This is a genomic window from Cohnella nanjingensis (assembly GCF_014212125.1).
Lineage (GTDB): Bacteria > Bacillota > Bacilli > Paenibacillales > Paenibacillaceae > Cohnella > Cohnella nanjingensis.
The window spans coordinates 1-21,510 of record NZ_JACJVP010000032.1 but is presented as its reverse complement, the minus strand read 5'-3'; the positions used below and the strand labels follow the sequence as shown (position 1 = coordinate 21,510).

Sequence of the window (21,510 nt, the reverse complement as noted above, 5' to 3'; positions counted from 1 at the left end):
GGTGATGAACCGGAACGATACGATCGAAGATAAAAAAAGGTTATTCCTTAACCGGACGTTCGTCCGGTCAAAGAATAACCTTTGGCACTACCGCCTGCCGATCGAACTATTGCGGCGACAATCTCAGCAATACCGATACGGCTTCCGCTCTCGTCGTCTTGTCGTTCGGATGGAATTGATTCGACTCGTTTCCTTGAATATAACCTAGCTTTCTCAGCGCCGTCACCGCTTCCTTCGCCCACGATGGGATGCTCTTCTCGTCCGCAAAGCCGGTTGCCTCCGACGAATCCGCGGACATCTGCAGCGCGTTCTTGATCATCACCGTCATCTCGGCGCGCGTTATAGCTTCATCCGGACGGAAGGTTCCGTCCTCATAGCCTTTGATGTAGCCGGCCAACACGGCTTGCGCCACGGCGCTTTTCGCCCAAGCGCCTATCTTGGAAGCATCGGAGAACGTCAGCGCTGCGTCCGATCCCTGCGGCTTGAGCAGTTTGACCAGCATAACCGTAAATTCCGCGCGGGTTACGATATGGTTCGGCTTGAAGGTTCCGTCCGGATAACCCGTGACAATCCCCCGGCTCGCCGCTTGCAGAATCGCGGGCTCCGCCCAGTGTCCCGCAATGTCGTTCAACTTGAACGCAGGATCGGTATCCGTCGGCTGATCCGGCGCTTGCCCTACCGCGAATACGGCAAACTTCGTAAAGTGATTGACCGTAACGGAAATATAACGGCCATTGACCTTGCTGCCGATGATCTCTACCCAACTCTTCTTCTCTTCGTCGTAGTAGAAAATAGCTGCCCTTTGGTAGCTTTTCAAGCTTGCCGGGTCGAACTTGAAAGTCAAAGTTACCTGCTTGGCGAAGAAGTCCGGGCTATTTTTGAGAATCTCGAAGATCGCGGTCGCGAGAACGTCGTCTTTCGCCAGCAAGCTGCCCGTATTCGCGATTTTTTCGATGGTAATCCTTAATTCTTTGTCCGTCGCATTCGCCGGGATGGAGACGATAATTTCCTGCTCCAAGCTGACTTCGCCCTCTTCGCCGACGCGCAGATGAAGCCTGCCATTCGTCGAGACTACTTTCGGATAGTCGGGGACTGAGGGACCTCCGGATGTTGGCGGAGCTGCATTTACGGTGATCGTATACGTCGCTTTCGTGGTTCCGTCTTGCGCGGTGACGATTACCTTGTAACCCGTAGCCAGATCCGCCGCCACCGTGATGCCATCCGCCGTGTACACGTCGAACGTCGCGCCTGCCGCCGGTACAATGGCCGCCTTCAACGAAGCTAGCGATGTGCCATACGGGATGTTTGTGATCGTCTCGTTCGGCGTACCTCCTACGCTTACGGTTCCGATCGTAGACGTCAGCGTCGCGGCTCCGCTTGGCGGAGCGGCGTTTACGGTGATCGTGTACGTCACTTTCGTGGTTCCGTCTTGCGCGGTGACGATCACCTTGTAACCCGTAGCCAGATCCGCCGCCACCGTGGCGCCATCCGCCTCGTACACGTCGAACGTCGCGCCTGCCGCCGGTACAATGGCCGCCTTCAACGAAGCTAGCGATGTGCCATACGGAATGTTTGCGATCGTCTCGTAGACTGTGCCCCCTACACTCACGATGCCCAGGGCGGACGTCAGCGTCGCGGCTCCGCTTGGCGGAGCGGCATTTACGGTGATCGTATACGTCACATTCGTGGTTCCGTCTTGCGCGGTGACGATCACCTTGTAGCCCGAGGCGAGATCCGCCGCCACCGTGGCGCCATCCGCCTCGTACACGTCGAACGTCGCGCCTGTCGCCGGCGTGATAGCCGCCTTCAACGCTGCTAGCGATGTGCCATACGGAATGTTTGCGATCGTCTCGTTCGGCGTTCCTCCTACGCTTACGGTTCCGATCGCCGACGTCAGCGTCGCGGCCGAGTTCGCCGCAACGGTCACCGTAATCCTCCAGGTCTGCGTGCTATTATCCGCTGCGGTTACGGTGTAATAGACTGCGCCCGCGAAGTTGTTGGCGGTCGTGCCGCTAATCTGAGCCGCTCCGCCCACCTTCGCCGAGGCTCCCGCAGACAGAGTGAACGAAGCAACAAGTCCGTTCAGGCTCGTTCCGTTCTGCACTTCAATCGAGACCGTGCGGTCGCTCGTATTGATGGTTGCCGCTCTTGTTTGCTCTGCAAAGCTAAATGACGCGATCTCTTTCGCGCTGCTTGCCGCGGCGGTCACGGTGACCGTCCAATTTTGTACGCTGTTATCCTCGGCCTTGACTACATAGGTTACCGCGCCCGTGAAATCGTTCGCGGTCCTGCCGCTTTCTTGCACGACGGAACCGACCGTTGCCGAAGCGCCTGGAGAAAGGGCGAAGGTGGCCACCAATCCGTTCAAGTTCGTTCCGTTTGCCACTCTTATCGATACGGTGTGCGCGCCCGCGTTGATGACGGCGTTGGCGGTCTGCTCGGCCAGCCTGAACGAAGTGATCGCTTTGGCGCTGTTCGTCGCGATCGTGACGGTATAAGTCACTTTGGTTCCCATGTCCTGCGCGGTAACGATCACTTTGGACCCCGTAGCCAGCGTGGTGGCTACGGTCGTTCCGTCCGCATCGTAAATGACGTATCCCGCGCCCGGGGCCGGCCTTATCGCGTTATTTAACGCAGTCAGCGTAGTGCCGTACGGAACCGTAATCGACTCGTTCGCCGTTCCTCCGGCGCTGACGGTGCCGACCGAAGAGGTTATCGTCGCATCCGCGTTCGGATCGACGTATACGCGATAAACGACCCTTGTAACGCCATCCTGCGCGATGACGATGACCTTCCTCCCGGAGGCCAGCGATGTCGATACTGTCGTTTCATTGCTGTTGTAGATTTGAAAAGTCGCGCCCGCCGCCGGCGTAATCGCCGCCTTGAATGCCGCTAACGTCGTCCCGAAGGGCACGCGGGTGATCGTCTCGGTCGCCGTCCCGCCCGTACTGACGATCCCGATCGCGGATGTAACCGTAGCATCCGTATTCGGAGCGATCGTAACGGTATAAGTGACTTTATGACTCCCGTCCTCCGAAGTAACGATCACCTTATGGCCCGTCGCCAGCGTTGTCGCCACCGTAGCGCCGTCCGCATCGTACACTTCGAACGTCGCGCCATCCGCAGGCGTAACGGCTGCTTTCAAAGCGGTCAACGTCGTCGCGTAAGGTACAACGAACGTTTCGTTCGCCGTTCCTCCCGCGCTCACCGTACCGAGGGTCGAAGTCAGGGTAGCCGCCGTGTTCGCTACGAATCGCAAGGCATAAACGACTTTCGTCGCGCCATCCTCCGCCGTGACGATCACCTTGCTGCCCCTGGTCAGATTCGTCGCCAATGTCGCTTCATCCGCATCGTACACATCGAACGACGCGCCGGCTGCCGGCGTGATCGCTTGGATTAACGTAACCAGCGACGTGCCGTAAGGAATATCCGCAAGGGTCTCATTGGCTGTTCCGCCCGCGCTAACGGTGCCTAACGCGGACGTCAGCGTAGCCTCGCTTGAGGGCTTTCGGACGGTCACGGTATACGTCGTCCGCGCGCTTCCATCGGAGGCGGTTACGATCAATTTATGACCTGTCGCCAATGTCGCGGCTACGGTCGTTCCGTCCGATTCGTAAATTTCAAAAGCGGCACCCGCGGTCGGCGTAATCGCGGCCTTTAACGCCGCCACGGTCGTACCGATCGGAATATCGGATATCGTCTCATTCGCCGTGCCTCCGGTGCTGACGGTTCCCATCGTGGACGTTATGGCCGCAGTCGGGCCGGGCAGCACCCAGTTGGCGAATAGCGTAGTCGTAGCCGAGATGGGATAAGGATCCCCTGGCCGATACTTCGTGCCGGTTCCGTCTGATTTCGTGTTCCAGCCGTCGCTCGCGTATCCTGCCTTCGTTAGTTGGGTCCCCGTGCCGATCCTGACAATGGATCCCGGCATGTAAGACGAACTGGACGGGACCGTCCCGCCATCGTGGCCATTGCCGTCATAATCTAAATAAACCTGGATTTCTCGCAAATAGGGATATCCGCCATTCCGATCGGGGTCGATCGCCCATCGGTTCGCAAAGTCCCAACGATTGGCTTGATCCGCTTCAAACGTGCTTTGCTGCCGCATCTCCGATGTTGGCTTGCCTACCCCTCCGATAGAGGCGGATTGCCCGGTTGCGGCAAAATCATAAAAGCTGTTGACGACCGTATTCGCATAGCTAAACCCGACCAAGCCGCCGACGTCGCTTGCAGCGCTCACTTTCCCGATGGCGTAGCTGTTGCTGATCGGGCCGTTCACGTTCCAACCGACTAAGCCGCCTACGTTTTTTGTTCCGTTCGCTTTCCCTGCGGCATAGCTGTCGCTGATCGGCCCCATCACGTTCCAACCGACCAAGCCCCCGACCGTTACCGTGCCGATTACATTGCCCGTTGCGTAACTGCTGTGCACTTCTCCGTTATCGCTGCTTCCCAGCAGCCCGCCCGCGCTATATCCGGCTACATCTCCCGTAGCATAGCTGTCGCTGACGGTTGCGGCCAAGCTATAGCCGATCAAGCCGCCCGCATAGGGGGTATCGGCACTTCCCTTTACCTTGCCGGATGCGTAGCTTCTCGTAATCGTTCCATAGTCGGTATCGCCTACTAAGCCGCCGATATTGGTGCTGCCGCTAAGGCCCGTTACCGTTCCCGACGCATAGTCGTTGCTGATGTTTCCCCGATAGTCGTAACCGATCAAGCCGCCGACTTCGATCTTGCCGGTCACGCTCCCCGAAGCGTTGCTGTCGCTGATGGATCCGTACTCGTTGTAACCAACCAGTCCGCCTACATATTTCATCGCATCGATGCCGCTTACCGTTCCTGCGGCGCTGCTGACGTCGGCAATGACGCCTTTATAATTCCACCCTACCAAGCCGCCTACATTCTCCGATCCGCTCACGCGGCCGTCGGCATGGCTATTGCTGATGGTTGCTCCATCTTGCGATTGCCAGCCCACCAAGCCCCCCGCATGCAGAGATCCGCTCACGTCTACGGTTGCTGCGCTATCGAGGATCGTTCCCCCGTTGATCCCGGCCAGCCCCCCTGCACTCTCGGAGCCGTTCACGCTTCCTGCTGCATAGCTGTTGCGCAGGATCCCCCTGTTGCTGCCAACCAAGCCGCCTACGCCTTTCGTTCCGGTCAGGCTTCCCGAAGCGGAGCTGTTTTCGATTGTTCCTCCATCGTTCATGGCGACCAGACTTCCCAACCAATTGCCTCCGTCTATATTCGCCTTTTCCATTTTGACGTTCGCGATATAGCCGCCGCCTCCAACATAACCGAATAGCCCGGCGTAATCTCTCGAACTGTCCGCTATCTTTAAACCCGATATCTTGTATCCATTGCCGTCCAAATGGCCTATAAAAGGATGATCCCAAGTCCCGATCGGAACCCAGCCGGTGCCGCCTGCGAAGCCGCTTAGGTCAATATTGGCCGTCAGCTTGAAGTAGAGGCTAGCATCCAAGTATTCCCCCCTGATCTTGTTCAGTTGAGATCCTGTATGGATGAGATAGGGGTTGCTGGACGTACCGTCTCCTGTAAATTCATTTGCCGCGAAAGCCTTGCCGTATCCGAGCATCCCCCCGGGAATGGCACCGACGATCACGATAAGGGCTAACAACAACGGGATGGCTTTTCTTCTTGCGCTGCGCATTTTCTTGCTCCTTTCCAGCTATTGGTTTGGCGGATCGAAATGGTTTAGAAGCGCCAAGGACGTCAACCTCCGGAACTTCATGTTCATCCATTCTTAATCTACTCGCGACCAATAAAAGAAATATGAAAGAAAATGGACAAAAACAACAAAAACCGCGCAGCATGAAGCCTTCGCGGTTCTTGTCGTTCGACTAAAATTTTTATTTTGCGCCTGCATTACTGGGACCTGGCCAGCCGAAAGCCGAGATCATCGATTCGAAACGTAGGATGACTGCGGCGGCGGCACGTCGCCCCGAAGCCCCTGGCTTCTTCCGCCCAGCTGCCGCCGCGGAAAATTCTATAGTAGCCGTACGCGTTCGCAGCCTGCCGGAATGTTCATCATGGGATATTCCGTAGGATCAAACCGCGCATCGGACACCGAACTTCCTCCCGTTCCTTCTTCTACTTCAACATGCTTAGCTTTTCAATCGCTTGTTGTTCGGTCGGCAAGAAAAAGAAATCGGTACCGTTGTTGCATTCGTAAATGAAATCTCGAAGACTCCGGCTTCCATACGCAGAAAAATCGCCGACAATAGCAAGCTTTACCCGATAATTAATAAACTTCTGCAGGATTTCGCCCGCAAGGCGCGTTTTCAAATCGAAAAAGCTTTCGCTCAGCAAGGATTTGCCGATCACGATACGGTCGCAGTCCGCTTCATATCGTACGGTTGCCATCAGATCCAATGCCGATTGAACATCCGCTATTAATATCTCGCTGCTGCTTACGACGACAATCGGCCCACCGACTGTTTCCACCTTCGTTATATTCATCATGACCCTCCTAGTCTGCTTATCCTTGTCGCGCTTCGGTGATCCTTTTCACATATTCCTCTGCGATGTACCGGTTGTCCTCGCCCCGTATGGGCGGAATGTTCGCTACTCTAAAGAAGTTTAGACCGACGACCATCGCCAGCAGCCCAAAGGCCGCGCTTTGGGAATCTTCTACGGACATCTGTCCCGTCATGTTGCCGTAATCCATAATCTTGGCTATGCCGTGAAGATCTTTGAACGCATGTTTCCCTTGCCGTTCTTCATTATACCATGCGGAAAGGGGACGAATTTCTCTTCCTTGCGTTTTCGCGGCGGATGACGGCAAGTTGTTGCGATCCGTTGACGATTCGTTGCGGACGGCGTGAAAATGACGGGAGATTGTCCGTTTCCCGCGATTTCCGTTTACAATAAGAGAAACCGCGACCAGACAAGGAGAGGATGGGATGACACGCACCTTGCTGCTCGTCGACGACGAGCCCGGCGTGATTGAGTTTATGGCGCCTTTCCTGGCCGAGGAAGGCTTCCGCATCGTCACGGCGGCCACCGGTCCCGAAGCGATCCGGGTCGCCGCGCGCGAACGGCCGTCGCTTGTCGTGCTCGACTGGATGCTGCCGGACAAGAGCGGCATCGAAGTGTGCGGGGAGCTGCGACGAATGGGCCCCATGGGCATCATCATGGTGACGGCCCGCACGGAAGAAAGCGACAAAATCGTGGGGCTGGAGATGGGCGCGGACGACTATTTGACCAAGCCGTTCTCCCTGCGGGAGCTGGCGGCGCGGATCCGCTCCGTACTCAGGCGCATCGAAGGACGGGAGGTCGAGCCGCGGACGATCGAGCGCGGCGAGCTGTCGATCTCGGAAGCGCAGCGCCGCGTATGGAAACGCGGGGAAGAGGTCGACCTGACGCCGACCGAGTTCATGCTGCTGCTGACGCTGGCCGCCAAGCCCGGCATCGTCTACAGCAGACTTCAACTGCTCCAGTCCGCCTTAAGCGAAGACATCCTGAACGACGAGCGGACGGTGGACGCCCACATCAGCCGCATCCGGCGTAAACTCGAGGACAATCCCGCCCAACCATCCTATATTGAAACGGTGTTCGGCTTCGGCTACCGCTTCGGTAAGCGCGAATGAACGTCGGCCGCAAGCTCTTCGTCGCCATGGCGGCGCTCGCCGTCGCGATGAGTCTGTTGTTCGTCTTGGCGACCAACCTCGTCGTTCGCCATTCGCTCGCCGCCATCATCGATTCGACCAAAGGCGAGACGCTCGACCGATGGGAGGCGGAGCTTCAGCGCTCTTATACGGATGAAGGCGGAAGCTGGAGCGGCGCCCGCGCGCGGATCGACCGGCTGAAGTCACAGCAAACCGAGGTGCGCATCGTCCTCTTGTCCGCCGATCGTGCGAGCCTTTATTCGGACGCGGAGGCCGACCCGCGAATGATCACCCGGCTCGGCCTGCAGCGAAAGATCCGCGACGACGGCCAAACGATCGGTTATATGTATTATTACGATCCCGAAACGGCCGTACTCCGCAAAATTCAGATCGGCATTGCGGTTTCCGTCGGCTTCTTGCTGGCCGGCGCCGCGATCGCCCTTGTGCTTGTCGCGCTGCTTGCCGCCTTTGGCATTTCCCGCTGGCTGACGGCCCCCTTGCGGCGGCTCCTTCCCGCGATCGATCGCTTGGGGAACGGAGAGCTCGGCATTGCGGTCCCCGTCACGACGACGGACGAGTATGGCAAAGTCGCGACCGCGTTTAACGGGATGTCCGCGCAGCTGCGGGAAGCCGAGGCGGTCCGGCGGCATCTCGTCGCGGACGTCGCGCACGAGCTGCGAACGCCGCTCGCCATCCTGCAGGGCAAGCTCGATCTGGCGCAGCAAAACGGGAAGCCCGTTACGCCCGAGACACTGTTGCCCCTGCAGGACGAGCTGCTCCGTCTGACGCGCCTCGTCGACGATCTGCAGCAGCTCTCGCTGGCGGAATCGAAAAAGCTCCCGCTGGAGCGGCAGCCGACCGATGTGCGCGCGCTGCTGCAGCGCATTCTGGACCACGTGTCGGACGACGCCGCGGACAAGCGGATCGAGTTGAACCTCGAAAGCCGGACAGACCGCGCGACGATCCACGCCGACCCGCACCGGCTGACGCAAGTTTTTTTGAACCTGATCGTCAACGCGATTCGCTATACGCCGGCGGGCGGCAGTCCGCGTCGACGTCGAGGAAGATAAGGCCGCGGACCGTGAACGCAAGGGGCTGCAGGTGACGGTGACGGACAACGGGCCGGGTATCGCGCCCGAGCACCTGCCGCATCTTTTCGACCGCTTCTACCGGGCGGACGGCGCTCGGACGAGACATGACGGCGGCGCGGGACTGGGCCTCGCCATCGCGAAAGCGTACGTGCTGGCACACGGCGGCTCGATCGACGCGTCGAGCCGGGTCGGGGCGGGCGCGACGTTTCGCGTACAGCTGCCTTACGACCCCCAGGAGAAATCGGCAAACTGACCGCGATGTCCCCGACGCCCTGATTGACGATCGAAGATCAATTTCATGCCTTCGCCAAGCGATCGCAACATGTTCACAACATGGCGCTGTTAAGATCGAAGGGCAGGAGGGATTCGATTGTCCGATCATTCGACCAAGAGAACAAGAGGAGCCGCCATATTCGCCATCGGTTTTACGTTATTGGCGTATTTGTTCGCAGTCGGCGTGCTGGTGCAGGTGTTTTTGGCGGGCATGGGCGATATTCGTCGACTCGCTTCGTTGGCGGGATCACGGGATATTCGTCCGCGTGATCGAGTTTGTTCCGCTGATCATGCTGATTCTGGCTTTTCCGGGACGGCTGCCGCAGACGCTGCGCTGGATGTGCGCCGGCATGTTTTTGCTGATCTTCGCGCAGTACTTTACCGCGCATTTTCCCGGTGCCGGCGCCTTCCATCCCGTCATCGCCGCCTTGCTCTTCGTGCTGTCGGTCCATGTCGCCACGCAAGCGAGACGGAGCTTCTTGCTTGCGACAAAGGAAGGGGGTGCGAACCATGCAACCTTCCGCTAAACCCGTTGATAGCCGCCAGCTGCTGCTTATTATCGGACTTGCCGCCTTCGCTTGCCTGAGGCCGATCATGAGCATCACGGGCTTGTCGGAGCAAATCGGCAAACCCGTCGCCTCCATCGGCATGACCGTCATCATCACGATCGTCTGGATCGTCGCCGCGATCGTCGCGCGGGTTCCCCAGCCCGTCGTGACGCTGACGCTCACGGGTATCGCCTACGGCGTCCTTGCGATCGTGCTGAGCGGCATCCTCTCGCCGATCCTGACCGGCGAGCTTCAAGGCCCGCTCCGCCACCCGTTCGCGATCATCGCCGTCCTCGCCACCAACGCGATTTGGGGCTGCATTTCCGGGCTGCTGGCAACCGCCGCGTTGCGGGCGAGAAAGCGCTGATCGGCTTCACGCGCGGCATTCGCCGTTCGTTTCGATTCGGGAAGGTCGGATTGCCTCCACCGGCGCGACCGGTATTCGCGAGATGGAGCGCTTCCGGCCGGATCTGCTGCTGCTCGATTGGATGCTTCCTGACATAAGGCGGTCTGGACATCTGCAAAATGGTGACCGTTGGAGCGGAACATTCCGATTCTGATGATCACGGCCAAAAACGACATCACGGACAAGGTCCTCGGCCTGGAGTTCGGCGCGGACGATTATATCACCAAGCCCTTCGACCTTCGCGAGGTGCTGGCGCGCATCCGTTCGATCATGCGGCGGCTGGCACAAGCCAACCGCGCCAACGAGGAGGCGGAAAGCGAATCGCTGCGGTACCGCGACCTCGAAATCGTGCCGGCGGAGCGGCACGAATGGGGCGTTTCCGCATAGGCGTATAATTCCGAATCAATCGCGCAATAAAAAACGATCGATACCCTCCAATAGGTTCGGTGAAATTTGGTTCTGCTGCACGGCCTCGGCCGCGAGCTTCGGTAACGGGCGTGCTGCGATGATTGGGTTGAAGCCGCCAAGTTCGCGCAAACGGCCGAAATATTCCTGTTTGCCCGACTTCCGGTACAGCGATTCGTTCAAGGAGTACGCTGCAGTCCGATGTACGGGCGAGTCGGATTCCAGCCGCCACATCGCAAAGCGAATGGCGGCCAGTTCCTGCTCGCCGGCGAATTGTTCCGCCATACGTTGCAGCTCATCCATCGCTTCGCCGGGGCTGATCCGTCCCAAGCCCGTCTTTAGATGCAGCAATTGCACAAGAAGCTTGACCTGCAAGTCCCGCCGTTTGAGCCGAATGGCGAGCTTCAGCGCCTCTTCGGCAGCCTCCGCGGCGCCTTCGATTTGATTCTGCCGCTCCTTTAGCAGGCTCGTGAAATAGAACGCCTCGCTTTCGAAGAAAGGGATGCGAAGCTTCTGGGTTAACCGCGCCGACAGTTCGATCCACCGGCCGGCTTCCTCATAACGATGCTGCTCCATCAGATTGCAGCCTTCGATGCCGAGCACGACGGCGGCAATATGCCAATCCTGAATGCGCACCGCTTCTTCAAGGCAGAAGGCGATGCATTGTTCCGCTAGCAGGCGGGAACCGAGCAGATGATAATATTTGCCCAACATGCCTAGCCCCATGGCGAAGCCCATTCGCGCCCCGACCGACTTGCCGATCTCCAGCTTCTCGACGATGCGGTCGTACGCGAGATCCATATCGTCCGTTTCAAAATAAACCAAAGTCAGTCCGCCCATTGCTTCTCCGACGAAAAACGAGTCCCGGATTTCCGTGGCTAGACCGATTTGTCTCTGGAACCAATAAATCGCTTTGTCGTACTCGCATTGGTCGTAATGCAAGAAGCCGATCATGCCGAGGAACCGGACATCGTCTTGCGTTTGATTTCCGGTACGAGACAATTCCATTCTGTCCATGAAGTATCGAAGCGACTTGTCGTAGCTCGCCATAAAGTAATACAAAATACCGAGCGTTCCGTATGCGAAACTAAGTCCGTCATCGTTCTCCGTCAGCTTGAAGTGGTAGGACGCCCGTTCCAGATGGAGTCCGGCTTCCTCGTATTTGCCCATCATGCGCAAGCAGTTGCCGAGCGCGACATCGCAATAGGACCGCTCATTGATCGTAACCAAGTATCCGTAACGCTCAAGCCATTGCTTGTAAGCGTTCTCCGCTTCGTTCCAGTCTCCAGTCACGATCAAAGCGTCGCCGAGCTTCATCAGAACGGGCAAAGTCTGTTCGGGAGGCAGCAGGCCGAACAACTTCCGGTAATAACGGATTCTCGTCTCGTTGGCATAGATCTTCTCCGCCGCCGTCGCGGCCATTTCATAGTAGGCGATGGCCTCCCGTTCCATCCCCGCAAGCTCGTAGTGAAAGGCGATTTCCCCGGCAACCGCTTCGATCCGCCCGCGGTGATAGGCGAGCAGACCTTTCGCGATTTGACTGTGACACCTGCGCCGCCTGCTCTCATTGTTCAGCTTGTACGCGGTTTCTTTGACGATGTCATGGGTAAAGCCGTATTTCCCGTCCCCCGCCTCCTGCAAGACCTTCAATTGCACCAACTGCTCCGTGCGCGCAAGAATCGCTTCCTCCTCCACGTCCGTTACCATCGTCAATTGCGCCGCGGAGACGGGCCTTCCGACGGCGGCGATGATCGATACAAGCTGGCGATTGACCGGCGACAGCCTATTCAACCGATTCTCGATCATGGATTTCGCCACGGGCGACAGACGGAATTCGCCACTGTCCCCGCTCATTTGCCATTCCCGCAACGTTTCCACAATAAACAGCGGATTGCCGCCGGTTTCCGCGAATAATGCCGAGGAATGGCGGTCCGCCAGCGTATCGCCTACCGTTGCGGCCGCCAGGCGGTTCGTTTCGTCCCGGCTAAGCGGAGCCAGCTCGATTTCGGCCAGCTTTCGTTCGGACCGAAGCTCGCCCATCGCATGCGCGACGGCAACGCTCGCATCCTCGTCCGTTCTCATCGTCGCCACCACGAGCAGTTTGGCTTTGGAGTCGCTCCGTATAAGATAGGAGAGGAGTTGAAGCGTCTCTTCGTCGCTCCACTGGATATCGTCAAGGAGAAGCATCAGCGGCCCGCTCGCCAGCAGCATCCGTTCGATCGCTTCGTACCATTGGTTCAACTGCCATTTCTCTTGAATCGGAGACGGCTTCGGCAAGTCCGGATACCGCTCCGACAGTTCGGGAAGCAGACGCGCCAGTTCGGACAGCCACACCGAACCGAGCTTCGGCAGCGGGAGGCTCCGAAGCCAGTTCGTTACCGGCGTATAGGATAGCGACCTGACCGACGGATAGCAGCCGGCAAAGGCGGTTTGAATCCCCAAGCTTTCCATGCATGCCTTAAACTCCAGGGCCAGTCGGGTTTTGCCGATTCCCGCCTCCCCCTTCAATAGAAGCAGGGCGTTTCCGCCGGCCGCGATTTGCCTCCAGGCGCCAAGCATGCTTTCCCATTCGCCGATTCTGCCGATCAGCGGGGTTTGGCTTGGCAAGGCCGATGTAATCCCGCTCCCGTTTTTCGTCAGTCTTTCAAACAAATGCAGCGTCTCCTCGGAAGGGCCGATACCGAGTTCGGCTTGCAGAACAACGTGCAGCTTCCGATAAATTTGCGCGACGCCGGCCGTATCGTTGTTCAAGGCGTGCAGCCGCATCGCCGTGCGATACGTTTTCTCCCTTAACGGGTCATGCACAAGCTGCTTTTGCGCAAAAAACAGAGCCGATGCGTACTCCCGCTGACGTTCCAAAATCGAAACGAGCTTGTCGAGCGCGGTCAAGTACGTTTGCGCCAACTGCTCCCGCTTCGCCGCGAGCCACTCCTCGCCGAACCCGGGCAGCAGCTCTCCTCCGTATAGCTCTTCCGCTCTGCGCAGCTCAGTAACCGTTGTTCCTCGCGCCGCCTGTTCGAATTCGCGCACGTCCGAATCGAAGGGCAGTTCACGATCCAGGCGGATGGATGCGGGCGTAATCTTCAGATAACGGTCGATTCTCGGAACGGATTCCCGAAGATCGTGAAGAAGCTTACGCAAATTGGACAACGCTTGCTTCTCGGTGGAGTCGGGCCAGAAATGAAAAGCGATCTGCCTTCTGCTTGGAGGCGCGTCAAAAGCGAGAATCAAGTACGCCAACAACAGCGCGGCTTTTTTGCCGGGGATTTCCGATAGGTCTTCGCCGTCGAGGGTGATTTTCAAACTGCCTAACAGCCGAAAACTGCAGCCTGCCAAACGGCTCCCCTCCAATCGTCAATCGGATCGTTGTCAATTGTATTCGCTTATTGCGCGGAAATCCCTTTCGACAAGCCCGGCAAAAAAATAAGATCCTTTGACGAGGTCAAAGGATCTTAACGGAATCGATATCGCCGTATCCTCTATTTTCGAACCTCCAGCATGCGGACGAGGGACGACGCGGCTTCCGCGCGGGTGGACATCGCCAGCGGCGCGAATTTGCCTCCCGGGAAATCTCCGGTTTTGACGATGCCGGTTTCCTCGGCTTTGGAAACGGCTGGCTTCGCCCATTTCGGAATGTCCGCATCGTCGGAGAAGCCGGTCTGCGGCGCATTGTCCGTTGCGAGGCCGGAGGCGCGGATGACCATCGAGATCATTTCCGCATGGGTGATGTTCGCATTGGGCCGGAACGTACCGTCTTCATACCCATGGATGATGCCAAGCTTCACCGCTTGCCGAACTGCCTTTACCGCCCAGGCCCCGATTTGATCCTTATCCTTGAAGGCGAGCGTCGCTCCTTCCTCCCCCGGGGACAGCCCTCTGACGAGCATGCTGGCGAATTCGGCGCGGGTAACGTTCCCGTCGGGCCGGAATGTGCCGTCCGGATAACCGAATACGATGCCGAGCGATACCGCTTTGGCGATTTCCGCCTCCCGCTTGTGCCCCGCAATGTCCGTCAGGTCCGCCGCATCCGATGGCGAAGCGGGGGGAGGGGTTGCCGCGGCGGGGGGATCGTTTTCCGGCGCAGGAGGAGGGGCGTCCTTTGCGGCGGTTACCGTCACGACGCTTGATTTGTAGTAGCCTCCATCCTCCGACGTCGCCGTAATCGTAGCCGTGCCTGGCCCCATGCCCGTCACTTTGCCTGCAACGTCTACTTGGGCGATGCGATCGTCGCTGCTCGACCATAGGATGTCTTGATTGGATGCATTGCCCGGGGCAACTGTCGCCTGCAGCGTCTCGCTTTGCCCGGCGTCCAATTTAAACACGGTTTTGTTCAGGTTTACTCCGTTCACGGCTACCATGCCGATGGCATATAATTTGCGGTCGCCGGAACCGATATAGACCGCGCCGTCCGGGCCGACCGCCGATGCGGCGACGATCTGGCCATTGGTTTTGAACTCCCATTTCTTCGTGCCGTCCGGTTTAATCGCATAGAGCTTCGAATCGGCCGAACCCACGTAAATGGTGCCGTCCGCGCCGATGGCAGGCGTGGCTACCAAAATGCCATCCGAATCGAATTTCCACTTCTTCGTTCCGTCGGGCTTGATTGCATATATGCCTGAGCCGCCCGATCCCACATAGATGGTGCCGTCCGCGCCGATCGCAGGCGAGGAATAAACATTGCCTCCGTACAGCTTTTTATCCAATGAAAATTCCCATTTCACCGTGCCGTCCGGTTTGACCGCATACATTCTCTCGGCACCGGAAGCGATATAGACGGTGCCGTCCGCGCCGATCGCCGGCGTGGATTTCACTTCATTGATTGTCGTCAATTCCCATTTCTTCGTTCCGTTCGGTTTGATCGCATAGAGCTTCTTATCGCGTGAACCGACGTAGATGTTGCCGTTCGAATCAAGAGCGGGATTGACACTCATTCCGCCTCCGGTTGCGAACGCCCACCTCTTCGTGCCGTCCGCCTTGAGCGCGTAGAGCTTCCCATCTTCGCATGCGAAATAGACGGTTCCGTCCGCCCCAATAGCCGGTTCGGAATAGATGACGCCTTCCGCATCGAACGACCACTTCAGCTTTCCGTCAGGATAAATCGCATATAGCGTAGCGCCGGAGCCGACAAACACGGTGCCGTCCGCGCTGATCGTCGGCGAAGCATACACTTTATCTTTCGTCGCGAAATCCCACTTCTTCTTTCCCTTTTGATCGACCGCATAGAGCTTCCCGTCCGTAGATCCGACATACACCGTGCCGTCCTGCCCGATTGCAGGCGAGGACCAGCTGATATCTCCGCCGGCTTCGAACGCCCACCGCTCCACGCCGTTTGAACTTGGCAAAAACAGGTTTGTGTTCAAGATCGGGTTCGCCTCAATCCGAAAGTCCGGATTGAACTGAAGATCAAGCGCCTTAGCGGATTGAAGCGGTGTGAGAAAAGCCAGCAGCAGGGCAGCAGAGAAAACAGCATAAAGCGATTTCTTATCAACCATAGGGAAACCCCTTTCTTATCCGTAAAAAAAGGATCCTTCAAAATTTGACTTGCGGTCCGCTCTTTTCCGCTTCGTCGATCTGAAAGAACCGTTCCTGTTTGAAGTTAAACAGGCCGGCAAGCAGGTTGGCCGGGAAACTCATGATCGCGGTATTGTAGGCTTCCACGGTGTCGTTATAAAACTGCCTCGCGAAGCGGATTTTATCCTCGATCGCGGACAGCTGCTGCTTCAAATAGAGGAAGTTTTCGTTCGCTTTCAACTCGGGGTAGCTTTCCGCCACCATCAACAATCTGCTCATGAGTCCGGATATTTCGCCGCTCACCGCCGCTTTGTCCTCTACCGAGCCGGCGGCAGCGTATTGCGTTCTCAGCTCGCTGACGCGGGTGAACGCCTCTTTTTCGTGCGCCGCGTAACCCTTCACTGTTTCTATCAAATTAGGGATGAGGTCGAAACGGTTTTTCAAAACGACATCCACCTGCGACCAATTGTTGCGGACCCGGTTTTTCAGCAAGATGAGACGGTTATAGGTGAGAATCAACCACAGCAATAAGATGACAACGATTCCGAGGACAATATATCCGACCATCTCAGTTCCCCCCGTATTCAAATGAATGACATGGGAGCAAGCGCCTTAAAATGCGCCCCGACCCCCTCCTCCGCCGCCTCCGCCGCCTCCTGAAGAGAAGCCGCCGCCCGATCCTCTCGATGAGGCGTTACTCTGCGCGGCGGATATGGTCTTGTCGAAAGATTCCGCGAAATGGTCAAAATGCCGATGAAAAGCCGCGTCCGATGCCATCCAGTAGAAGGAATCGGTGCTGCTGCTCCCCTGCCGGATGTCGATATGGGCCATCGCGGTCATTTTTTTCGCCACGCCTAGCGGTATCGCATAAACGAAATAGTGCTCCCACAGATGAACGGCCATCGGTTCCCTGGATTCCATTCGGCTGTAATCGGCTAAAAACCGCTGAAACGCCCTCCACTTCGCCCGCTCGGTCGCGCCGGTCTTCGTTCGACGTTTGATTTTAAGCCCATATAAAAAGAGAGGGATCGTTAAGAATGCCAGCCATTTATAGTCTGCGGGTACGAGGAACAACAGGGCGAAAAATTGGGCGACAAACACGAAGACGGCGAGCTTCTGACCCGGATTGGATGTTTCGAAATACCCCGTTTGCTTGGCCTCTCCGATAGCCGCGGCTTTCCAATCGGCCAACTGCCGGGCAAAGATACGGGCGTTCGCCTTTTTCTTGACGTATTGGCGAATGTCCGAGAGAGATACTTCGTTGTTCGGGCCAAGTTGTTTGAAAAACCAATGAATCAAAAACGTCTCGTGCTGCTTCAATCCGTCGGTTCGTTCGTCGATCAGTTGGAACCGGTAATCCGTCTTTTCTTTCCGGAACAGACCGCCGGGTTCCTTGACAACCTGGATCTCGACGCGTTTTTTGCGAACCAGATCGATCAGCGTGGCCAACATATCGCGGGTTTGAATTTTGAAATCCATCAAATAGCTCACGACCGCCGGCGTCACGTCGGCGGGAAGCTCGCGATAATAGGTGCCGTTCCAGTCCGGCTTCCGTTCCTTATCGAATTTGAAGTACAGAAATACGATAAGCCCCAAATTGAAGACAAGGAGAGCGATGGCATAGACAAGAGATCGCGGGAGCGAACTCCCGTGCGTTGCCCGCTTGCCATTCGCGTCATCCGCCCACTTCAGCTCCTCCTGCTTGATTCGGTCCAACATCGGCGTATTCTTGATTTTGGTGCTGCCCGGGACGTAACTACCGGGAAACAGCACGCGCGCTTCCAGCAGCTGTCCGGACTGCAGAGGGCTAACCTGGTACTCGACGGTGCCGTCCTCGGCGATATTTACCGTCCCCGAGAGCGGACCGTGTCCGAACGCCGATATCTCGTCCTTCATCAAGCCGCCCGGCAGGTCGACGCGAATACGTACCGCACCGAGGTCGCTCGGATTCGTCTTATCGAAAAATTTCCAATACAGCTCGGCGGTATCCGCGTAAACTTGCACGACATTTTTGAACGTATAAACAAATTTGAACATTTTCGTTTCTTCATTGGCTTGGTCGTACACTTTGTACTGCAAACGGTTGCCTTTTCCGGATTTGTCGACCTTGAGCGGCATTTCCTGCTGTTCCTTGATCTCGTAGGCTTGGAAGTCCCCGATGCCATCCGAACCGGAAGAATCCAACTGCACGAGGACGCCGTTATAGGCCCCGTGGAATCGGTACGTATCCTGTTCGGTCACGCGCATATGGCCTTCCGCATCGATTTGGGCCTGGATGTCGACATCCGTAATTTCGAACGACCGATCGCCGGCACGAACAGGATGGGCTAACAGAATGAGAAGCAGCAGACTGGCAAGACTCGTTACGATGTAACGGGAGATAGCCATCCTCTTCACGATTTTCGAACCTTCAGCATGCGGACGAGGGACGACGCGGCTTCCGCGCGGGTGGACAGCGCTTGCGGCGCGAATTTGCCGCCCGGGAAATCTCCGGTTTTGACGATGCCGGTTTCCTCGGCTTTGGAAACGTCGGGCTTCGCCCATTTCGGAATGTCCGCATCGTCGGAGAAGCCGGTCTGCGGCGCATTGTCCGTTGCGAGGCCGGAGGCGCGAATGACCATCGAGATCATTTCCGCATGGGTAATGTTCGCATTGGGCCGGAACGTGCCGTCCTCATACCCATGGATGATGCCAAGCTTCACCGCCTGCCCCACTGCCTTCGCCGCCCAAGCCCCGATTTGACCCTTATCCTTGAAGACGAGCGGCGCACCTTCCGCCTCCGAGGACAGCCCTCTGACGAGCATGCTTGCAAATTCCGCGCGAGTAACGTTCCCGTCGGGCCGGAATGTGCCGTCCGGATAACCGAATACGATACCAAGCGATACCGCTTTGGCGATTTCCGCTTCCCGTTTGTGCCCCGCGATGTCCTTCAGGTTCGCCGCATCGTTTGGTGGAGCGGGCGGATTGTCGTTCATTGCGGGGGTTACGGTTACGTCGCAAGTGGCGATAAAACCTCCATCTACGGTCGTAGCCGTTATTTTCGCCGTGCCCGGTGCGATACCCGTCACTTTTCCCATGCCGTCCACCGTCGCCACTGCAATGTCGCTGCTGTTCCACCGGATCCGTTTGTCCACCGCTTCCTCGGGGACAACTGTTGCCGTTAACGCTTCGCTGGCTCCCGCCTGAAGGCTGGTCGTCTTTTTATTCAAACTTACGGTGCTTGCCCCGACGGTGCCGAGAGCGACCAAGGAAGTCGATAACGACTTGTAGACCGTGCCGTCGCTCCCGACGACAGGAGCGAAAACTCCAACGCCTCCGGCGGCATATTGCCACTTTACGGTTCCATCCGGATGGACCGCATAGAAAACGTCGTTATCGCTTCCGGCGTAGATCGTGCCATCCCGTCCGATCGCCGGCGTCTGATGTACCCTGCTTCCGGGATTGAACTTCCATTTTTCGTTTCCATCGGCATCGAAACCAAGCACCCCGTCAACGCTTCCGATATAAACCGTACCGTCCGCTGCTATGGCCGGGGTGGCGTACACATGGCGGTCGCGGCTCCACTTCTTCGAATGGTCCGGATTAACGGCAAAAAGAACGGCTCCCGAATCTTTTGAATATGACTCGACGTAGATCGTCCCGTCGGCTCCGATCACGGGATGTTCATAAATAGGATTAGATGTCGAAAAAGTCCATTTCACGCCGCCGTTCGGCTTGAAGGCATATAGAAGTCCATTCGTCGTTCCGGCATAAATCGTCCCGTCCCCTCCAACGGAAGGGGGACTCATCGTGACGCCTTCGGCGTGATAGTTCCATTTCTGCGATCCGTCCGGTTGAAGCGCATACAGATTCCCGCTGTCTGCGCCTCCTGCATAGATCGTGCCGTCGGCCCCGATCGCCGGGCTGAGATCCGGGATCCAGATCTTTTTTAAAACGCCCATGGGAAATTCCCATAACTTTTCTCCGTCCGGATCGATGCTGTAAACGTATGAATATGCTTTTAATGCGATCGCATCCAACTTGATGACGCCCACGTAGAGCGTTCCGTCAGTCCCCAGGGCGGGCGTGCCGCTCGCGAATCCTCCCAGATCCGATTCCCATTTTTTACCGCCATCCGGAAGAAACGCAAAAACCTTGTTGCCTCCGCCCAAGTAGATGGTTCCGTCTTTGCCGATTACCGGGGAAGTAGTCGGATTTTCTATAGGGGACTTCCACCGGACCTGCGCAGTCGGATTGCCGAGTACGGGAGGGGGGTTTTTGATCAAGAGATCGTTGATCGTGAGGCTCGGATCGATCGTAAATTTAGGCGCTTCGGCCGCCGCGGCAGGAAAGGGGCTTAGAACCGAAACGGAAATCAGGGCCGTCAAGATAACGATCCCGAATTTTTGTCTGGAAGAAGACATCCCAAAGCCCTCCTTTCTGAACGATTTTAAGGCAGCGAGCGCTTCAAAAGCGTTTCCCCGCCCGACGCCCGTTTTTTGAAACGCTTTTGAAGCGTTTATACTGTTATGCTCCTTCTCGATGGATCGATCATGAACCGTGGAGGAAAATTATTGATGAAGAAAACACGCGTGATTCTGTTGCTCGTCGTCACCGCCCTTTTCTCGCTTTCGACCGGAGCGTTCGCCGCCAGCAATCTTACCGAGATCAAAGCGTACCTCAACTCGGGGATCAAATACCGTCTGGATGGCAAGGCCTGGCGCCCGCTCGACGACAACGGCAAGGAAGTGCAAGCGATCTCGTATAACGGAACGACGTATTTGCCTCTTCGAGCCATAGCCAAAGCCTTTGACATACCGATTACATGGGACGCCGCCACGCAAACCGTCGGATTGCGCGAGAGCAGCAACCTCACGTTGTATTCCAAAGACGTGAAAGTGGATAATTGGAGCGAGAAATTTTACGATGTGATCGACAAAAAGCAACTCGTTTTCGGAGATCGCCAGTTTAACGGAGCTTACGCCTTTACGGCGGAAAACGTGGGGTTGGGTTGGTATGAGGGATCGCCCTACTTGAAATTCAACTTCGGCAAAAAATACAATACTTTGCATCTGATTCTGTATTCCCCCTCGTCGATGAAGATCAGGGTGCTGAACGGCAACAATCAGCAGTTGACGGAGGAATTCAGTCTCGAGGCCGATAAGGTAACCGAGTTGGATGTAAATCTGCAAGGCAGCCAATATGCCTTCGTATCGGCCTTCGATGCCGAAAATCAAGCCGAGAAACCGCTTCTCTATGTTTTGAAGGACAGCTACGTGACGACGGCAGCCATTCCGGCATCAACGGGTCAATCCGACGGGCTTCAGCCCTCGGCGCCGTCGAATCCTCGCTAACCAAAACGAAACGGCCTTAGTCCCACGGAATTCGGGATTAAGGCCGTATTTTGCTCTGTCACCCATGATTCATCCCTCTGAAAGATTGGTTAAAAGGTGTCTGACGACATTCGGATTAAAATATTCAAGCAGCTGAATTCCCGGCTCAGGTCCGAAATAAATCGAGTATTTTTTATAAGGCACTTTATCGCGCAGCTCCGGAAAACGAAGCCGGATCGGTTTTTGGAACAGATCGACCGCTTCTTCCCCATTCTTCGCCCCGGAATCAAGCACTTTTCTGAACGTCTGCAAACCCATTGCGCTGATTGCTTTTCCAATCCC

Annotated in this window: 13 protein-coding genes and 4 pseudogenes; 7 read left to right on the top strand and 10 right to left on the bottom strand. The window is 56.9% G+C overall.

The window, feature by feature from the left end; translation table 11 throughout:
- Positions 1-106: 106 nt before the first annotated feature.
- From H7C19_RS19775 to H7C19_RS19765, 4 genes and pseudogenes are all read right to left on the bottom strand, one after another.
- Positions 107-5,665: an S-layer homology domain-containing protein gene (locus H7C19_RS19775; protein ID WP_185670780.1), complete on the bottom strand. Its 5,559-nt coding sequence runs from the start codon at positions 5,663-5,665 to the stop codon at positions 107-109.
- Between the two features lie 215 nt (positions 5,666-5,880).
- Positions 5,881-6,021 (bottom strand): annotated as a pseudogene (locus H7C19_RS34905) (SUMF1/EgtB/PvdO family nonheme iron enzyme); the annotation flags it as partial.
- 84 nt (positions 6,022-6,105) lie between these two features.
- The gene (locus H7C19_RS19770; RefSeq protein WP_185670779.1) at positions 6,106-6,474 is read right to left on the bottom strand and encodes a DUF4180 domain-containing protein; all 369 of its coding nucleotides are present in this window, start codon (positions 6,472-6,474) and stop codon (positions 6,106-6,108) included.
- 19 nt (positions 6,475-6,493) lie between these two features.
- Positions 6,494-6,706 (bottom strand): annotated as a pseudogene (locus H7C19_RS19765) (TetR/AcrR family transcriptional regulator); the annotation flags it as partial.
- A gap of 211 nt (positions 6,707-6,917) precedes the next feature.
- Here H7C19_RS19765 and H7C19_RS19760 point away from each other — a divergent pair.
- From H7C19_RS19760 to H7C19_RS19740, 6 genes and pseudogenes are all read left to right on the top strand, one after another.
- Positions 6,918-7,604, top strand: a complete 687-nt coding sequence (locus tag H7C19_RS19760) for a response regulator (RefSeq protein ID WP_185670778.1) — start codon at positions 6,918-6,920, stop codon at positions 7,602-7,604.
- Positions 7,601-8,692, top strand: coding sequence for a HAMP domain-containing protein (locus H7C19_RS19755; RefSeq protein WP_246469616.1), 1,092 nt, complete (start codon positions 7,601-7,603; stop codon positions 8,690-8,692). The genes H7C19_RS19760 and H7C19_RS19755 overlap by 4 nt, the downstream gene beginning before the upstream one ends.
- Positions 8,693-8,723: 31 nt before the next feature.
- Complete coding sequence (locus H7C19_RS34900; protein ID WP_313731838.1) at positions 8,724-8,966, top strand: sensor histidine kinase; 243 nt, start codon at positions 8,724-8,726, stop codon at positions 8,964-8,966.
- 19 nt (positions 8,967-8,985) lie between these two features.
- On the top strand, positions 8,986-9,513 hold the full coding sequence (locus H7C19_RS35745; protein WP_246469630.1) for a DUF6220 domain-containing protein: 528 nt from the start codon (positions 8,986-8,988) through the stop codon (positions 9,511-9,513).
- Positions 9,497-9,901 (top strand): hypothetical protein, encoded by a 405-nt coding sequence (locus tag H7C19_RS19745; protein WP_185670776.1) that lies wholly within the window; start codon positions 9,497-9,499, stop codon positions 9,899-9,901. The genes H7C19_RS35745 and H7C19_RS19745 overlap by 17 nt, the downstream gene beginning before the upstream one ends.
- 55 nt (positions 9,902-9,956) lie before the next feature.
- Positions 9,957-10,303: pseudogene (locus H7C19_RS19740) on the top strand (response regulator); the annotation flags it as partial.
- Between the two features lie 39 nt (positions 10,304-10,342).
- On the opposite strand, the gene H7C19_RS19735 reads toward H7C19_RS19740, so the two are convergent.
- The 5 genes from H7C19_RS19735 to H7C19_RS19715 all read right to left on the bottom strand — a co-directional run bounded on the left by H7C19_RS19735 (position 10,343) and on the right by H7C19_RS19715 (position 20,259).
- Positions 10,343-13,648, bottom strand: a complete 3,306-nt coding sequence (locus H7C19_RS19735) for an ATP-binding protein (RefSeq protein ID WP_221469350.1) — start codon at positions 13,646-13,648, stop codon at positions 10,343-10,345.
- Between the two features lie 176 nt (positions 13,649-13,824).
- Entirely contained in the window at positions 13,825-15,705 is a 1,881-nt protein-coding gene (locus H7C19_RS19730) for an S-layer homology domain-containing protein (RefSeq protein WP_185670774.1), read from the bottom strand.
- A gap of 169 nt (positions 15,706-15,874) precedes the next feature.
- A complete protein-coding gene (locus tag H7C19_RS19725) occupies positions 15,875-16,423 on the bottom strand; it encodes a LemA family protein (protein ID WP_185670773.1) in 549 nt (182 codons plus the stop codon).
- 45 nt (positions 16,424-16,468) lie between these two features.
- A complete protein-coding gene (locus H7C19_RS19720; protein WP_246469629.1) occupies positions 16,469-18,244 on the bottom strand; it encodes a DUF2207 domain-containing protein in 1,776 nt (591 codons plus the stop codon).
- A gap of 5 nt (positions 18,245-18,249) precedes the next feature.
- Positions 18,250-20,259 (bottom strand): S-layer homology domain-containing protein, encoded by a 2,010-nt coding sequence (locus tag H7C19_RS19715; protein WP_185670771.1) that lies wholly within the window; start codon positions 20,257-20,259, stop codon positions 18,250-18,252.
- 153 nt (positions 20,260-20,412) lie between these two features.
- Between H7C19_RS19715 and H7C19_RS19710 the strand changes: the two genes are divergently transcribed.
- Positions 20,413-21,189 carry a stalk domain-containing protein gene (locus tag H7C19_RS19710; protein ID WP_185670770.1) on the top strand — a complete coding sequence of 259 codons (777 nt, stop codon included), beginning with the start codon at positions 20,413-20,415 and terminating at the stop codon, positions 21,187-21,189.
- Positions 21,190-21,258: 69 nt separating this feature from the next.
- Here H7C19_RS19710 and H7C19_RS19705 read toward each other — a convergent pair.
- Positions 21,259-21,510: pseudogene (locus H7C19_RS19705) on the bottom strand (4-hydroxybenzoate synthetase); the annotation flags it as partial.

Coding starts and splice junctions, on each gene's coding strand:
- H7C19_RS19775 (WP_185670780.1), bottom strand. CDS start 5,665: ATGCGCAGCGCAAGAAGAAAAGCCATCCCGTTGTTGTTAGCCCTTATC.
- H7C19_RS19770 (WP_185670779.1), bottom strand. CDS start 6,474: ATGAATATAACGAAGGTGGAAACAGTCGGTGGGCCGATTGTCGTCGTA.
- H7C19_RS19760 (WP_185670778.1), top strand. CDS start 6,918: ATGACACGCACCTTGCTGCTCGTCGACGACGAGCCCGGCGTGATTGAG.
- H7C19_RS19755 (WP_246469616.1), top strand. CDS start 7,601: ATGAACGTCGGCCGCAAGCTCTTCGTCGCCATGGCGGCGCTCGCCGTC.
- H7C19_RS19745 (WP_185670776.1), top strand. CDS start 9,497: ATGCAACCTTCCGCTAAACCCGTTGATAGCCGCCAGCTGCTGCTTATT.
- H7C19_RS19725 (WP_185670773.1), bottom strand. CDS start 16,423: ATGGTCGGATATATTGTCCTCGGAATCGTTGTCATCTTATTGCTGTGG.
- H7C19_RS19720 (WP_246469629.1), bottom strand. CDS start 18,244: ATGGCTATCTCCCGTTACATCGTAACGAGTCTTGCCAGTCTGCTGCTT.
- H7C19_RS19715 (WP_185670771.1), bottom strand. CDS start 20,259: ATGTCTTCTTCCAGACAAAAATTCGGGATCGTTATCTTGACGGCCCTG.
- H7C19_RS19710 (WP_185670770.1), top strand. CDS start 20,413: ATGAAGAAAACACGCGTGATTCTGTTGCTCGTCGTCACCGCCCTTTTC.